Here is a 15,526-nt window from a genome sequence, read left to right on the forward strand (position 1 = left end):
GCGATGACGCGGGCTCCTGGCCGGCTCAGGCGGGCTTGCGGGCGACGATGACGTCGCGGACGATCGCCTGGTCCACCCAGTGCTCGAAGTCGGGATAGTCCATCACCTCGAGCCCCGCGCCGGTGAGGATCTGGGCGAGCTCGGAGCTCTTGCCCCCGTAGGTGTTCCAGGAGATGCCCATCGCGCCGCCGGGGCGAAGCAACTCGGCCCAGACGGGGACGGCCTCCCTCAGCAGCTCCAGGGGGCTGCGTGACAGCCCGCTGCCGCCCTTGCTGCCGTGCTGGACGCCGTAGGGCGCGTCGGCCACCAGGACGTCGAACGAGCGCGGCTTGAAGAACTCCCTGCTCCTGAGCGTGTCGGCGTTCACCACGGTCAGGTGCTGCGCGTCGCCGCTCTTGAGCGCCTCCTTCGACAGCCCGAACGTCACGTTCAGCCGCCGCCCCACCAGGGCTCGCTCGCGCCGCACCGGCACGGTCTCCGCGGTGTGCTTGAGCCGCTTGTTGCGCAGCCAGGTCTTGATGAACCTGGAGTAGGCCTCGAAGTCCTTGCCGTCGACGTCGAGCCCGTAGGCGTCGTAGCCGTACATGAGAGCCTGGTTGAGCGTCGTGCCACGCCCGCACATGGGGTCGAACACCGCCAGCCGCGCGCCGAGGCCCTTGTCCCCGGCCAGCGCGGTGACGTTGAGCAGCAGCTTGGTGAAGTGCTCGTTGGTCTTTCCCGCGTACCTCTGAATGGTGATCAGGTCGCTGCTCAGGCGGTCGAGCGACTTCATGGTGAGCGGCCGGAGCAGCTCCCCTTCCATTCCAAAAATCGCGTAAACCGAGGAAAGATTGGACAAAAGCGAGATATCCGACTCCCTCAAGTCGGATGACGTCTCGAACGTCACATACGGCACACCGCCGATGGTGGTCTCCTCGCTGTCCACCACCTTGCCGCCGAGCCCGTGCTCGCTGAAGACGGCCAGCTCGCTCCGGGTCATCCGGACGGAGCTCTCCCCGTAGACCCGGTTGAAGGCAGGCAGGATCAGAAGCGCGTAACGAGGCATGATGCCCGATCCTATCTCCCTCGATTGCCGGGAATAGAGACGCGCGTGGCAGGCTTGTGTCGGATTGATCCGCCACGAGCGAATGGGGCCTAGCGTGCAGGGTTCGGAAAGGTCTGTCGTCACCATAGGTGTGTACGACGGGGTCCACCGCGGGCACCAGCGGGTGGCCGAGCGTGCCGTCGCCATCGCCCGTGAGCGGGGGCTGCGCAGCGTGGCCGTCACGTTCGAGCCGCATCCGGACGAGGTGGTGCGTCCCGGGTCGCACCCGCAGCGGCTGACCAGCCTGCGGCGCAGGGCCGAGCTGCTGGACGGGCTGGGCGTGGACGAGATCGACGTGGTGGAGTTCACCCTCGGCCTGTCGCGGACGAGCCCGGACGACTTCGCCCAGAACGTGCTGGCCGAGCGGCTGCGGGCGGCCGTCGTGGCGGTGGGGGAGGACTTCGTGTTCGGGCACCAGGCGAGCGGCGATGTCGAGACATTGCGGACGCTGGGCGATAAGTACGACTTTGTGGTGGAGGTCGTGCCCATGCTCGACGGCATCTCCTCGTCCGCGATCCGCGAGCGGCTCGTGGCGGGCGACGTCGTAGGCGCCCGCGAGCAGCTCGGGCGGCCGCACCGGGTCGAGGGCGTGGTCGTGCGCGGCTACCAGCGGGGACGCCAGCTGGGCTTCCCGACCGCCAACGTCGAGACGCCGCAGCACACCGCCATCCCGGCCGACGGGGTCTACGCGGGGTGGCTGGAGTGCGTGCCGGTGGCCAACCTGCCCGCGCTCTACGCGGGCGAGCGGTGGCCGGCGGCGATTTCGGTCGGCACCAACCCCACGTTCGAGGGGGTGCCGCGGACGGTCGAGGCCTATGCGCTGGATCGCGATGATCTGGAGCTGTACGGAGTGCACGTGGCGGTCGAGTTCGCCGCGCGGCTGCGTGGCAACACGCGCTTCGAGTCCATCGACGCGCTGATCGCTCAGATCCACGCCGATGTCGAGGCCGCCCGCCGCCTCACAAGCTGAGTCGTCCGAGTACTCCCGGTGAAGTGGTAGCCTTGCATGTCGGCTCTGTAGCGGCGGCGCTGCGCGCTGCCCATGACGGCCTTCACCGCGGCGACTGTAGGCACGCACGGTCGTTCGCACTCTCAATTTCATTCGCGCGTGCCTGTAGCTCAAAGGAGAGCCGTGTCCCTCGACACCGCTGCCAAGAAGTCCATCATCAGCGAATACGCGACGGCCGAAGGCGACACCGGGTCGCCCGAGGTGCAGATCGCACTGCTGAGCAAGCGCATCAGCGAGCTCACCGAGCACCTGAAGACGCACAAGCACGACCACCACAGCCGTCGTGGCCTGCTTCTGCTCGTCGGTCGCCGGCGTCGCCTGCTGAAGTACCTGCAGAAGGTCGACATCCAGCGCTACCGCTCGCTCATCGAGCGGCTCGGCCTGCGCCGATAACATGAAAGGGAGCGGCGAACGCGCCGCTCCCTTCTCATATGGGTAGAGCCATATGGCCGGGCGCGTGGCGGCATGGAAACGCCGTCGCGCCTGGCGTACAACTGAAGATCCGAGACACACAGCCCCCGCGTCCGCTCAGCACCATGCGACCCGCGACGCCTGCGGGCCGGTCCTCGGTAGTGGCTTCCGGTAGGAATTTGACAGTGAAATGTGACCGGGCGCTTCGATCGAAGACCGGCGCTGCACCTAACGAGGGTGCCGGTGAAAAGGGCGCGGGAGACCGACTACAAGGAGGTCCCCCGTGGAGGGTGTCCACACTGCTGAAGCCGTCATAGACAACGGCGCATTCGGCACACGCACGATCCGGTTCGAGACCGGTCGTCTCGCACGCCAAGCGGCGGGTTCCGCCGTCGCCTACCTCGACAACGACACGATGGTGCTCTCAGCCACCACCGCTTCGAAGTCGCCCAAGGAGAACTTCGACTTCTTCCCGCTCACGGTCGACGTCGAAGAGCGCATGTACGCCGCGGGTCGCATCCCCGGCTCGTTCTTCCGCCGGGAGGGCCGTCCCTCCGAGGACGCGATCCTCACCTGTCGCCTGATCGACCGGCCGCTGCGCCCCTCGTTCGTGAAGGGCCTGCGTAACGAGATCCAGGTCGTCGCCACCGTGATGGCGCTCAACCCCGACCACCTCTACGACGTCGTCGCGATCAACGCCGCGTCGCTGTCCACCCAGCTCGCCGGGCTGCCGTTCTCCGGCCCGATCGGCGGGGTGCGCGTCGCGCTCATCGACGGCCGGTGGGTGGCGTTCCCGACCCATCCCGAGCTGGAGCGGGCCACGTTCGACATGGTCGTGGCGGGCCGCGTGCTCGGCGACGGCGACGTCGCGATCATGATGGTCGAGGCCGAGTCCACCAGGGACACGCTCAAGCTGGTCGCCGAGGGCGCCGTCGCGCCCACCGAGGAGACCGTCGCGCAGGGTCTGGAGGCGGCCAAGCCGTTCATCAAGGTGCTGTGCGAGGCGCAGTCGCGCATCGCGCAGGTCGCCGCCAAGGAGACCGCCGAATACCCGGTCTTCCTGGACTACCAGGACGACGTCTACGCCGCGGTCGAGGCCGCGGTGAAGACGGAGCTGGCCGCCGCGCTGACGATCGCGGGCAAGCAGGAGCGCGAGAACGAGCTGGAGAAGGTCAAGGCGCTGGCCGCCGAGAAGCTCCTGCCCGAGTTCGAGGGGCGGGAGAAGGAGATCTCCGCCGCGTACCGCTCGGTGATGAAGAAGCTCATGCGCGAGCGGGTCATCAACGAGGGCGTCCGCATCGACGGCCGCGGCACCAAGGACATCCGTGCCCTCTCGGCCGAGGTCCACGTGGTGCCCCGGGTGCACGGCTCGGCGCTGTTCGAGCGCGGCGAGACCCAGATCCTGGGCATCACCACGCTCAACATGCTCCGCATGGAGCAGGTCATCGACACGCTCAACCCGGAGCGCACCAAGCGCTACATGCACAACTACAACTTCCCGCCCTACTCCACCGGTGAGACCGGCCGGGTGGGCTCGCCCAAGCGCCGCGAGATCGGTCACGGCGCGCTGGCCGAGCGGGCGCTGATCCCGGTGCTCCCGACCCGCGAGGAGTTCCCGTACGCCATCCGCCAGGTCTCCGAGGCGCTCGGCTCCAACGGCTCCACCTCGATGGGCTCGGTCTGCGCGTCCACGATGGCCCTGCTGGACGCCGGCGTGCCGCTCAAGGAGATGGTCGCGGGCATCGCGATGGGCCTGATCGGCGAGGGCGACACGTACGTCACGCTGACCGACATCCTCGGCGCCGAGGACGCCATGGGCGACATGGACTTCAAGGTCGCCGGCACCAAGGACGTCATCACCGCGCTGCAGCTCGACACCAAGCTCGACGGCATCCCCGCGAGCGTGCTGGCCGCCGCGCTCAAGCAGGCCAAGGGCGCCCGCCTGGCGATCCTCGACGTGATGCAGGAGGCGATCGCCTCCCCGGCGGAGATGAACCCGACCGCGCCGCGCATCATCACCATCAAGGTCCCGGTCGACAAGATCGGCGAGGTCATCGGCCCGAAGGGCAAGATGATCAACCAGATCCAGGACGACACGGGCGCCGAGATCACCATCGAGGACGACGGCACGATCTACATCGGCGCCACCGACGGCCCGTCCGCCGAGGCGGCCCGTTCGGCGATCAACGCCATCGCCAACCCGCACATGCCGGAGGTCGGCGAGCGCTACATCGGCACGGTCGTCAAGATTGCGGCCTTCGGCGCGTTCATCTCGCTCCTGCCCGGCAAGGACGGCCTGCTGCACGTCTCGCAGATCCGCAAGCTGCACGGCGGCAAGCGCATCGAGAACGTCGAAGACGTGATGAGCGTCGGCGAGAAGATCCAGGTCGAGATCGCCGAGATCGACGCCCGGGGCAAGCTCTCGCTGGTGCCGGTCGAGGTCATCGAGAAGGAGGCCGCCGAGAAGGAGGCGAAGGCCGCCGAGAAGGAGGCGAAGGCCGCCGAGAAGGAGGCGAAGGCCGCCGGGGCAGCCGAGGACACGGAGGCCCCGCCTGCGGAGGAGGCCGCAGAGTCGGCCGCCGAGGAGAAGCCGGAGCGGCCTCGCCGTACCCGGACCCGCGTCCGCACTCGCGGCGGCAGCAACGACTCGGATGACCGCAACTCGTGAGCGAGCTGACGAACCACGGTGGTGAGCCCCTCTCGGAGGGGCTCACCGCCGGTCTTACTGGACGACGACGCGGCGGCATTTCGGAGGCTCAGTGAGCACCACTACGCTGCACCCCGGCAGGGACGGCGCCGGGGTGGTGAGGCGCACCGTCCTCCCCGGTGGGCTGCGCGTCGTGACCGAGACCATGCCGACCGTGCGCAGTGTCGCGGTCGGCATGTGGGTCGGCATCGGCTCGCGCGACGAGGCCCCGGAGCACATGGGGGCCACCCACTTCCTCGAGCACCTGCTGTTCAAGGGCACCCCCACGCGCGACGCGATGCAGATCTCCGCCTCCATCGAGGGCATCGGCGGTGAGATCAACGCCTTCACCGCCAAGGAGTACACGTGCTACTACGCACGCGTGCTGGACGAGGACCTGCCGATCGCGGTCGACGTGCTCGCCGACGTGGTGACCAGCTCACTCGTCACGGAGGAGGACGTCGAGTCCGAGCGCGGCGTGATCCTCGAGGAGATCGCCATGCACGACGACGATCCCTCCGACGTGGTGCATGAGCAGTTCGCCGCCGCCCTCTACGGCGACTCGCCGATCGGCCGGCCCATCCTCGGCACGGTCGACTCGATCAACGCGCTCGCGCGGGAGCGGATCGCCGAGTACTACCAGCGCTACTACCGGCCCCGCCGCACCGTCGTGTCCGTCGCGGGCAACGTACGGCACGAAGAGGTCGTCGAGCTGGTCACCAGGGCGTACGAGCGGGCCGGCGCGCTGGGCGGCCCCGCCGAGTTCGCCCCGCCGCGCACCAGCGGCCCGGGTGCCGAGACGCGCTCCGGCGTGCGGGTGCTCGACCGGCCGACCGAGCAGGCCAACCTGGTGCTCGGCACGACCGGCCTGTCCCGTACGGACGACCGCAGGTTCGCGCTAGGCGTGCTCAACGCGGCCCTGGGCGGCGGCATGTCGTCCAGGCTCTTCCAGGAGATCAGGGAGAAACGCGGCCTGGCCTACTCGGCCTACAGCTACACCTCGGCCTACGCCGACACCGGACAGTTCGGCATCTACGTGGGCTGCCTGCCGTCGAAGATCGACGACGTGCTCAAGATCTGCCGGGACGAGGTGTCCAGGGTGATAGCCCAGGGCCTGAGCGCCGACGAGATCATGCGGGGCAAGGGGCAGATGCGCGGCGGGCTCGTGCTCGGCCTGGAGGACACCGGCTCGCGCATGTCGCGCATCGGCAAGAACGAGCTGGTCTACGACGAGCTGATGTCGGTGGACGAGGTGCTGTCCCGCATCGAGGCGGTCACCCCCGACGAGATCGACGCGGTGGCCAGAGACGTGCTCGAACGGCCGCTCACGCTCGCCGTGATCGGTCCGTACGGCGACAAGGACTTCTCTGACGCCGTTCGTCAGTGAGAAACCTGCATGGACCGCCTTGAGCAGCCAAAACAGTGTGACGGCGGTCTGGTATAGGGTTGCCCTGTGATCAGGGTAGGTGTGCTGGGCGCCCGCGGCAGGGTGGGCGTCGAGGTGTGCAAGGCGGTCGAGGCGGCCACCGACATGGAGCTGGTGGCCGCGCTCGACAAGGACGACTCCATCGAGGGGCTCGAAGGCGCCGAGGTGGTGGTCGACTTCACCCATCCCGACGTGGTGATGGGCAACCTCGAATGGGCGATCCGGCACGGCATCCACCCGGTGGTGGGGACGACCGGGTTCGACGAGGGCCGGCTGGAGAGCGTGCGCGGGTGGCTGGCCGACTCTCCGGGCACCCACTGCCTGATCGCGCCCAACTTCGGCATCGCGGCCGTGCTCATGATGCACTTCGCCCAGCAGGCGGCCCGCTACTTCGAGTCCGTCGAGATCGTCGAGCTGCACCATCCCAACAAGGCCGATGCGCCGTCCGGCACGGCCCGGCGCACGGCGGAGCTGGTGGCCGAGGCGCGGGCCAAGGCCGGGCTGGGGCAGATGCCCGACGCCACGAGCACCGCGCTCGACGGCGCCCGCGGGGCCGACGTGGGGGGCGTGCACGTGCACGCGGTGCGGCTGTCCGGGCTGATCGCGCACCAGGAGGTGCTGCTGGGCGGCGACGGCGAGATCCTCACGATCCGGCACGACACGATGAGCAGGGCGGCCTTCACTCCGGGCGTGCTGCTCGGCGTGCGCCGGGTGCGCGAGCTGCCTGGCCTCACCCTGGGCCTCGAGCCGCTCCTCGACCTCTGAAGCGGCCTATGGCCGCACACGACGTGCCCACCACCGGGCGGTCGTGGGCACGTCGTGAGGAGAGGGTCCCGGCTCCGCACAGCCGAGCCTACGAGCACAAACACTAATATTGAGCGGCAAGATCCGCCTGACCCATGAGATCGTGTCGGCATGGTGCGATGGGCTGAGGCGGGGGAGCTGGCCGGGCTGGCCGCGGTGGAGCTGGCGGCGGACAAGCTTTTCGAGCAGGTGGGCATCGTGTTCCCGCCCGGCACGACCATGATCGAAGAGGTGGACGATCCCGGGGCCGTCCTGGTGGAGGGGACGCCTCCGGCGGGGTTCGCGCTGGTCGGGTGGGTGGACGGCAACCTGCACCTGGAGCAGCTGGCCGTGCATCCGCAGAGCATGCGCCAGGGCATCGGCGGGCGGCTGATGGCGGCGGTCATCGACCACGCGCGGGCCGCCGGGGCACCTGCCGTGACGCTGACGACGTACCGGGACGTGCCCTGGAACGCGCCGTGGTACGCGCGGCACGGCTTCTCGGTGATGCCCGAGGAGGAGTGGGGGCCGGAGCTGCGCGCGGTGGTCGAGCACGAGCGCGAGCTGGGCATCGAGGTGGCGCCCCGCGTGGTGATGCGCCGCTAGTTCGGGCGGCGACCAATTCTCCGGCGATGGGCGCCGCTCTGCGCCGCTAGCTCCCGCGGTGGGCGGCGAACCAGTCGACGGCGTAGTCCACGGCGGCGATCAGCGGGAACAGGCGGGCCTCGGCCGCGCCCACGCGCCCGCGCCGCACCGCGCCGGTCTTGTCGAAGTCCGCGCCCAGCGCCTCGAAGTCGCTCACGTCCACGTCCACGTCCACGAACTCGCACCACTCAGGTCCCCGCCCGTCGTCGACCACGGCGCGGTAGCCGCGCCGGGGCGGATCGCTGGTGTAGCGGTATTCGGCCAGGTGGAAGGTGGTGCACTTGTCGTAGCCGACGCCGAGCAGCAGGACCAGGGCGCCGGCGTCGTAGAGCCGGGCGAGCGGGGAGCGCTCGCCGAGCAGGCAGTCGCGGGCGTGTCCGCCGGTGATCTCCGCCGCCCGCGATCCGACGGCGGCGAAGGACGTCTGCGGATGGGCGCTGCGCAGGGCGCCGGGCAGGCTGCGTACGCATTCGGCGATCCGGCCCATCGACGTGGACGGGGTGGACCGGGGGTCGTAGGCGGGCATCGCGGAGCGGTAACGGGCGATCTCCTCCGGGCTCATCCCCGCGGTGGCGCTGCGGTAATGCGGCGAGGTGTCGGAGTTGGCGGAGGTGCCGCTGGGCACGGCCAGCGTGCCGTCGTCGCCGAGCAGCGCGCGGAGCACCGCGACCACCGTGTCGGAGCCGCCCTCGACGTGACCGATGCGGCTGAGCGCGGAATGCACGAGCACGACCTGCCCGGGGCCGATCCCCAGGGCGGCGAGGTCGCGTGCTAACCGGGCATTGTCGATCATAGGGTGTGAGATCATCATCTGAGCGGCCATTGCTCCTATTGTGCGATAGTTTCCATATAAAGTCTGATTTGGTCAGTAAGCGTATGGAATAAGGCGGGCCAGAATGGCCCCCACCTGCACGTTAGCTGGCTATACTTCTACGGGCTGCAGCGCCAATATGTTGGTCAACGTTTTCCCGTCCATGCAATTGCAAGCAGTATGTCGCTGTTCCCGCGCGTATTGATGACGCAGAGGTCATGTGGCCCGAGGGAAGCGGCTGGGGCGGGGGCGTGGAAGGAACTGACGCGGAGCGGCGCGGCTCGCCGCCTCGTTGGACGGCGGACTTCGTCCGAGTCTGGGCGGGATCGGCCATCTCCACGATCGGCACCCGCACTCTCGGCGTGGTCTATCCGCTCCTGGCCCTCGCGGTGACGGGGTCGCCCGCAGCGGCGGGCTGGACCGGATTCGCCCTGACGCTCCCGATCCTGATCCTCTACGTCCCCGGCGGGGTTCTCGTCGACCGGATACCGCCTCGTTCGATCGTGCTCTTCGCCGAGTCGGTGCGCGGGCTGACCGTGGCCAGTGTGTGCGTGGCGCTGTTCCTGGGTGAGGTGTGGCTGCCGCACGTGATCCTGGCCGCGCTCGTCGAGGGCGCGATGTGGGTGCTCTACATGCTGGCGGAGATGTCATTGGTGCCGTCCCTGGTGGAGCGGACCGGTCTGCGGTACGCGCTGGCCAGGACCGAGAGCGCCAGCCATCTGGCCTCGCTCGCGGGCAAGCCGCTCGGCGGCTACCTGTTCGGGCTGGGACATCTGATGCCGTTCGCGGTCAACGCCGTGCTCTTCACCGTGTCCTTCTTCATGTTCTTCGGGATGCGCGCGGGCCCCACCCGGCGACCGGCGCGTCCGCCGCTGCAGCGCGACCTGCTGACCGGGTTCCGGGCGCTCAGACACCAGCCGTTCCTGCGTGCCTCGGTCACGCTCATCGCCATCACCAATTTGATGGTGAACGCGATGATCATGATTTTCGTGGCCGGTTCCAGCGGCGTCACGTCGTTGACGGTCGGGCTCGTGCTGGCGTCCGCCGGAGTGGGGGGAGCCGTCGGGGCGGCCATGACCCCCTACCTCAGGCGGCCGATGCGCTCCATCCTGCTCGTTCACATGTGGGTCTGGGTCGGGGCGCTGTCCACTGCCGCATTCGGCGCGATGCTGGAGGTCCGGCCGGTCTTCTTCGCCATGGCGCTGTTCATCACCGGATTCGGCGGGGCCGTGAGCAACGTGTGCATCAGGGCCATCGAGGTGGAGTGCATCCCGCCGAAGACCCTGGCCCGCGTGGTCGGCGTCTCCCGGCTCACGTCCCACGGCGCGATCTGCCTCGCGGCGCCTCTGGGCGGCTTCCTGGTGACCTGGTTCGGCGTGGCGGGCGGCTCGTTCGTCCTGCTCCTCGCGATGCTGTGCGTGGCGGTGCCGGCCACCCGCATGCGGGTGCTGCGCGACAACCTGGTCCCGGCCTCGCCCTGAAGCGCCGCCTGACGGCCGGGGCGCTCACCCGACGCCGGCCAGCCGCCGGGCGTCCTCGGTCATGTGCTCGGGGATCGCGGGGGCCGAGGCCGCGATGGCCTGCTGGGCCAGCGCCGCGGCTGAGGCGGTCTTGCCCGCCAGCTCCTCCACGCGCGCCGCGTACAGCAGCACCGGCCCGTGGTCCATGGCCTCGGTCAGGGCCTCCACCATCTCCTGCTGGGCTTCCTGCATGCTGTCGGTCTGCGCGAGCGCGAGCGCGTGCGCGACCTTGGCGAACGGCCAGCGCAGCGGCCCAGCCCGGTCGAGATCGCGCAGCGCGGCCTGCGGCCGGCCCATGCCGGCCAGGATCTGGCCGCGGCCGAGCAGGGCGTCGATGTTGTTGCCCTCCCTGTCGAGCACGCCGTTGAGCACGCCCACGGCCGCGTCCGGGTGTCCGCCTTGCCACAGCGCCCAGGCCAGCTCCGTCTGGATCGTCAGATCCGCCGGCACCCGGATCATCGCGGCGTGCAGCTCGCGTACGGCCGCGGCGGGCGAGCCCTGCGCCAGCCGCAGCCTCCCGATGGCCGTGAGCAGGGGCCCGACGGCGGACGCCGTCCCGGCGGTCTCGAAGCTCTTGGCGGCCGTGCCGTAGTGGGCGATGGCCTCGTCCAGGTCTCCGTGCTGATGGGCGACGTTGCCGAGCAGCGACTCGATCTGCGCGCGCAGCGTGAGGTCGTGCTCATGCGCACGGGCCAGCGCCTCCTCGCCGAGCCTGGCCGCCAGGAAGAGATCGCCCTCGCGCAGCGCGCCCTCCGCCTCGCGCAGGCAGTCCGTGGAGCGCAGCTCGACGGGGATGGCCTCCACGCTCTGCTCGTCCTGCTTGACCGGCTGGAGCAGCCGGTCGTACGCCAGCTCGTACGAGCTCTTGCCCAGATGCTCGTCGGCCCGGAGGAGACGGCGCTTCACCAGCAGGGCGATCACGGTCTTGCCGACCCCCGCCGACCTGATCGCGCTCTGCCTGACGGCCTGCGGCCCACCCCCGGCCCGGCCGGGGAAGGTCAGCCGCAGCCAGGTCGTCAGCCGGCGCGCGTCGCCGTTGAACCGTTCGACGGCGATCGCCCGGATCTCCCTGGCATAGTGCTCGGACAGCGCCTTGTCGGCGTACCGGAGCACATCGCTCCTTTTGATCTCGGCGGTCTCGGGGGGCAGAGATCTCCACAGTGACTCGCAGACCACCTGCAGCTGGACCGGCTCCACCGCCTGCGCCCGCTGCCCGCTGCCCGACCGTGCCCTGATCGCGATGAGGTCCCGCACCACCTGCTCGGCCGCGCCCTCGGCGAACGCGCGCCCCGTGCCCTCCACCGGCCTGGTGACCGCTTCCAGAGCGCCGTCGAAGCTCAGCGCGTCCAGGGCGTAGCGCTCCAGGCCCGAGTCGTCGCTTTCCCGGTCGTCCAGCACGAGGCGGGCGAGCTCGCGTTCGTGCTTCAGCAGGTCGGCGAGCCGGTCCGCGCGGATCGACATCAGCAGGCGCAGGTGGGGGTTCTCGCTCAGCGCCTCGGCGAGCTGGCCGAAGAACCAGCGCCGGTACGGCTGATGCCGCTGCCCGCCGGTGAAGAGCTCCTCGGCCTGGTCGATGGCCATCAGGACGGGCGTCGGCTCGCCGAAGGCGTCGCGCTTGACCGGCCGGGACCGCAGGAACGCCGCAATCGTCATGCCCGTCAGCCGGGTGGGCGGCGCCGGCGGCGTCCACGACATCAGCAGCGCGAGAACGTACGGATTGTGGGCAGGCAGCGCGGCCCGCGGAAAGGAAGACCCATAGGACACCCGGCCGAGCGGGAGGATGTCGGCCTCGCCCGGACTGAACAGCGGCACGACGCCCGCTTGGAGCAGCGAGGTCTTCCCGATCCCCGAGGCGCCGTACAGGACGGTCAGCCGCTGCTCCCGCCAGAGCTTTCGCACCTCGTGGGATTCGGCGCCACGCCCGAAGAATCGATGGCGGTCCTCGGCGCGAAAAGCGCGCGGACCTTTGTACGGTCCCGGCGCCGCCTGCGCACCCATGCCGGAAGTCGTCATGGCGATCCCCTCCGCAGCCGCGTTTCATCGCACATTTCCTGCGTGACGGTCAAGGAGATCGATATCCTTGCACGTCCGGCGCGGCCGGCACACCCACCCGCGGAGACGAATTGTCGCCCGGGCGTGCCCGGTTTCAGGCTCGCTGGTGGGATGTGCGGAGTCTGTCTTAAATGGAGCTCGAGAAGCGCGCCATTTGCTCCTTGTCGTCGGTCAGGCACGAGGTCAGCACTTCCCGGAGCGCGGCGCTGTCCATCTCGTGGAGATTGCGCAGGGAGACCGCTGTCACGTCGATCAGCTTGCCTGAGCCATACTGCCCGTCACGCATGTGCACTCCGTCCTTTTCGGTCACCCGAATGCCGGGTGACATGTGGGCGCTTATGAGCGTGCGTACAGGTCCCGCCCGACAGGTCGAGCAAGATTTTTTATGTGTATTTATTCTGTGATAATCCGCCCGACTAATCAACCTTTACGATGGGGCCATACAGATATCGAACCTGTTCGGGTGCGGAGCGGAGGATCGACGTGTCGGAAAACTCGCACTCCATGGCGGCGAGGGCGCCGCAAGTCTGGGAACGGGTCCCGAAGCGTAATCCGAACTTCACCGGCCGTGCGGACCTGCTGCTCGCCCTGAGGAAGAGCATCAGCCCCGTGACCGCCGTGGTGGCGCAGCCCATGGCGCTGCAGGGTCTCGGCGGTGTGGGCAAGACGCAGCTCGCCGTCGAGTACGCCTGGCAGTACCGCACCCATTACGACCTGGTCTGGTGGGTTTCGGCCGACCAGCCCATGCTCGTGCCGTCGGCGCTGGCCGCGATGGCCACGGCGCTCGGCCTGCCGCCCGCCACCAGCACCGGGGTGGAGCAGGCGGCGCAGTCGGTGTTGCGCGCGTTGCAGAGCGGGGTGCCCTACCGCAGCTGGTTGATGATCTTCGACAACGCCGAGGAACCCGACCTGATCAAGGACTACATCCCCAGAGGGACGGGCCACGTCATCATCACCTCCCGCAACTCGCGCTGGAGCGACTACGAGGACACGGTCGCCGTCGACGTGTTCAAGCGCGAGGAGAGCATGGCGTTCCTGCTCAAGCGCCTGGCAGGCGCGGTGACCGAGCCGGAGGCCAACCAGGTGGCGGAGGTGCTCGGCGACCTCCCGCTCGCACTGGAGCAGGCCGCCGCCCTGCTGTCACGCACGCTGATGCCGGTCGACGAGTACGTCGGCCTGGTGAAGAAGCGGACGGGCGCCGTGCTCAACCTGGAGAAGTCGCCGACCTATCCGCAGTCCATGACGGCGGCGTGGCAGGTGTCGGTCTCGCAGCTCGAAGACCGCGTCCCGGCGGCGGTCGAGGTGCTGCGCTGCTGCGCGTTCTTCGGCCCCGAGCCCATCCCGCGCGACGTCTTCCGACGGGGCAACCAGGCGGTGGGCCCGCGGCTGGCGCAGATCCTGTCCGACCCGATCATGCTCACCAACGCGCTGAGCAACCTCGAGCGCCTCGCCCTGGTCAAGGTGGAGCCGTCCACCCGCACCCTCCAGGTCCACCGCCTCAACCAGGCGCTGCTCCGCGACGAGACCAGCCCCGAGGACCGCGAGGAGCTGCGCCACGAGGTGCACATGCTGCTGGCGGGCACCGCCCCGAGCGACCCCGACGACACGGCCAGGTGGTCCCGGTTCGAGGAGCTGGCGGCCCACCTGGAGCCTTCCGGGCTCATCGAGTGCACGGTGCCGGCCGTGCGCAAGTTCGCCCTCGACCTCGTGCGCTACCTGTACGTGCGCGGCAGCTACAAGCAGGCGCAGGCGCTGCTTGACCAGTACATCGCGAAGTGGACGCAGGACAGCGGCCCCCGGCATGCCGACGTGCTGAAGGCCCGCATCCACCTGGGCCTCGTCTACCTGGGCCTGACCTTCTACACCAGGGCATCCGAGCTCATGTCGGAGACCTTGCAGGTGATGACCGAGGAGCTCGGTCCCGACCGTCCGGAGACGCTGTGGGCGAAGAAGAGCTACGCGGCGGCGCTTCGAGGCCGTGGTGAGTTCTTCCAGGCACGGCAGGGCGACCAGGAGCTGCTCGAGGCATACGAGCGGGCTTCCGGCGAGCGGGACCCCGACACTCTGCAGGCCCGTAACAACCTGGCGGTCGACTATGCGTTGACGAGCGACTACGACACGGCCAGCAAACTGCTCCAGGAGGCGTACCTCCACATGAGCAGCCGCGAAGGCATCGGGCGCCGCGTCCTGCTCACCGCATGGAGCAACCTGAGCCGCGCCGTGCGGCTGAGCGGCCAGTTCGAGGTGGCCACCGACGTGGCCGAGGAGGCGTACGCGTACGGCGTGGCGCAGCTCGGCGACGACCACCCCATCACCCTGCTGGCTGCCAAGGACTACGCGATCTCCCTGCGCAGGAGCGGGCGGCTGGGCGAGGCACTGGAGCTCATGAAGAGCACCCACACCCGTCTGCACCGGCTGTACGGAGACGTGCACGCCGACACGATGGCCGCGGCCATCGGCCTGTCCAACGCACTGCGCGCCGACGGCGATCTCGAAGAGGCGCTGCGGATGGCCAAGCGCGGGCTCGACCACTATCCCGACGTGTTCGGCAGCGAGCACCCGTTCACCCACGCGTGCAACCTCAACCTGGCGCTGCTCACGCGCCTGAACGGCGACCCCGCCAAAGCACGCGAGATCAGCGAACGGGCCCTGGCCGGCCTCACCGAGCGGCTCGGGCGCGACCACGACTACACCGTCAGCTGCGCCATCAACCTGCAGAACGACCTGGCCGCGCTCGGCCTGCACGACGAGGCCCGCCGCCTGGGCGAGGAGAACCTCCGGCGCATCCGGGCGTCCTTCCACCCCGACCACTACCTCAGCCTCGTGTGCGCCGCCAACCTGAGCCTCGACCTGCGGGCCACGGGGGCGGAGAAGGAGGCCGAGCAGCTGCTGTCGGACACGACGCGGCGGCTGGACGCGGTGCTCGGGCGCGACCACCCCGAGACCCTCTCGGTGCTCGCCGGCGAGCGGCTCAACAGCGACTTCGACCCGCCGCCCATCTAGACCCAAGACCACTTAGTTAGCGATTTCGTGGTGTCGTCAAATCGGCGGAAACAGCAACAGAGCCCCTGCTAGAACAGTGTCGACCAAGATCACAGT

12 protein-coding genes are annotated in these 15,526 nt (G+C 69.3%); 8 read left to right on the forward strand and 4 right to left on the reverse strand.

The window, feature by feature from the left end:
* Nucleotides 1–25: 25 nt before the first annotated feature.
* Nucleotides 26–1,045, reverse strand: coding sequence for a TRM11 family SAM-dependent methyltransferase (locus tag ACIBVN_RS35450; protein ID WP_397144015.1), 1,020 nt, complete (start codon nt 1,043–1,045; stop codon nt 26–28).
* Between the two features lie 82 nt (nt 1,046–1,127).
* On the opposite strand from ACIBVN_RS35450, the gene ACIBVN_RS35455 reads away from it, so the two are divergent.
* The 6 genes from ACIBVN_RS35455 (at nt 1,128) to ACIBVN_RS35480 (ending at nt 8,005) form a co-directional block, all read left to right on the forward strand.
* Complete coding sequence (locus ACIBVN_RS35455; protein ID WP_397144016.1) at nt 1,128–2,054, forward strand: bifunctional riboflavin kinase/FAD synthetase; 927 nt, start codon at nt 1,128–1,130, stop codon at nt 2,052–2,054.
* Nucleotides 2,055–2,216: 162 nt separating this feature from the next.
* Entirely contained in the window at nt 2,217–2,486 is a 270-nt protein-coding gene (gene rpsO, locus ACIBVN_RS35460; protein ID WP_132592555.1) for a 30S ribosomal protein S15, read from the forward strand.
* Between the two features lie 301 nt (nt 2,487–2,787).
* Nucleotides 2,788–5,172 (forward strand): polyribonucleotide nucleotidyltransferase, encoded by a 2,385-nt coding sequence (locus ACIBVN_RS35465; protein ID WP_397144018.1) that lies wholly within the window; start codon nt 2,788–2,790, stop codon nt 5,170–5,172.
* Between the two features lie 91 nt (nt 5,173–5,263).
* On the forward strand, nt 5,264–6,577 hold the full coding sequence (locus tag ACIBVN_RS35470) for a M16 family metallopeptidase (RefSeq protein ID WP_397144020.1): 1,314 nt from the start codon (nt 5,264–5,266) through the stop codon (nt 6,575–6,577).
* A 66-nt stretch (nt 6,578–6,643) separates the two neighbouring features.
* Complete coding sequence (dapB, locus tag ACIBVN_RS35475) at nt 6,644–7,381, forward strand: 4-hydroxy-tetrahydrodipicolinate reductase (RefSeq protein WP_349449995.1); 738 nt, start codon at nt 6,644–6,646, stop codon at nt 7,379–7,381.
* A 150-nt stretch (nt 7,382–7,531) separates the two neighbouring features.
* Nucleotides 7,532–8,005 carry a GNAT family N-acetyltransferase gene (locus tag ACIBVN_RS35480; RefSeq protein ID WP_397144022.1) on the forward strand — a complete coding sequence of 158 codons (474 nt, stop codon included), beginning with the start codon at nt 7,532–7,534 and terminating at the stop codon, nt 8,003–8,005.
* Nucleotides 8,006–8,051: 46 nt separating this feature from the next.
* On the opposite strand, the gene ACIBVN_RS35485 is transcribed toward ACIBVN_RS35480, so the two are convergent.
* On the reverse strand, nt 8,052–8,837 hold the full coding sequence (locus tag ACIBVN_RS35485) for an aminoglycoside N(3)-acetyltransferase (protein ID WP_397144024.1): 786 nt from the start codon (nt 8,835–8,837) through the stop codon (nt 8,052–8,054).
* A gap of 269 nt (nt 8,838–9,106) precedes the next feature.
* On the opposite strand from ACIBVN_RS35485, the gene ACIBVN_RS35490 reads away from it, so the two are divergent.
* The gene (locus ACIBVN_RS35490; protein ID WP_397144026.1) at nt 9,107–10,336 is read left to right on the forward strand and encodes an MFS transporter; all 1,230 of its coding nucleotides are present in this window, start codon (nt 9,107–9,109) and stop codon (nt 10,334–10,336) included.
* Between the two features lie 24 nt (nt 10,337–10,360).
* On the opposite strand, the gene ACIBVN_RS35495 is transcribed toward ACIBVN_RS35490, so the two are convergent.
* Complete coding sequence (locus ACIBVN_RS35495) at nt 10,361–12,388, reverse strand: tetratricopeptide repeat protein (RefSeq protein ID WP_397144028.1); 2,028 nt, start codon at nt 12,386–12,388, stop codon at nt 10,361–10,363.
* A 166-nt stretch (nt 12,389–12,554) separates the two neighbouring features.
* The gene (locus tag ACIBVN_RS35500) at nt 12,555–12,713 is read right to left on the reverse strand and encodes a hypothetical protein (RefSeq protein WP_349450000.1); all 159 of its coding nucleotides are present in this window, start codon (nt 12,711–12,713) and stop codon (nt 12,555–12,557) included.
* A gap of 197 nt (nt 12,714–12,910) precedes the next feature.
* On the opposite strand from ACIBVN_RS35500, the gene fxsT reads away from it, so the two are divergent.
* Nucleotides 12,911–15,430: an FxSxx-COOH system tetratricopeptide repeat protein gene (gene fxsT, locus ACIBVN_RS35505; RefSeq protein WP_397144030.1), complete on the forward strand. Its 2,520-nt coding sequence runs from the start codon at nt 12,911–12,913 to the stop codon at nt 15,428–15,430.
* Nucleotides 15,431–15,526: the final 96 nt, after the last annotated feature.

Source organism: Nonomuraea sp. NPDC049400 (assembly GCF_044466425.1).
In the GTDB taxonomy this organism is placed as follows: domain Bacteria; phylum Actinomycetota; class Actinomycetes; order Streptosporangiales; family Streptosporangiaceae; genus Nonomuraea.

Coding starts and splice junctions, on each gene's coding strand:
- ACIBVN_RS35500 (WP_349450000.1), bottom strand. CDS start 12,713: ATGCGTGACGGGCAGTATGGCTCAGGCAAGCTGATCGACGTGACAGCG.
- ACIBVN_RS35480 (WP_397144022.1), top strand. CDS start 7,532: ATGGTGCGATGGGCTGAGGCGGGGGAGCTGGCCGGGCTGGCCGCGGTG.
- ACIBVN_RS35495 (WP_397144028.1), bottom strand. CDS start 12,388: ATGACGACTTCCGGCATGGGTGCGCAGGCGGCGCCGGGACCGTACAAA.
- ACIBVN_RS35455 (WP_397144016.1), top strand. CDS start 1,128: ATGGGGCCTAGCGTGCAGGGTTCGGAAAGGTCTGTCGTCACCATAGGT.
- ACIBVN_RS35485 (WP_397144024.1), bottom strand. CDS start 8,837: ATGATCGACAATGCCCGGTTAGCACGCGACCTCGCCGCCCTGGGGATC.
- ACIBVN_RS35450 (WP_397144015.1), bottom strand. CDS start 1,045: ATGCCTCGTTACGCGCTTCTGATCCTGCCTGCCTTCAACCGGGTCTAC.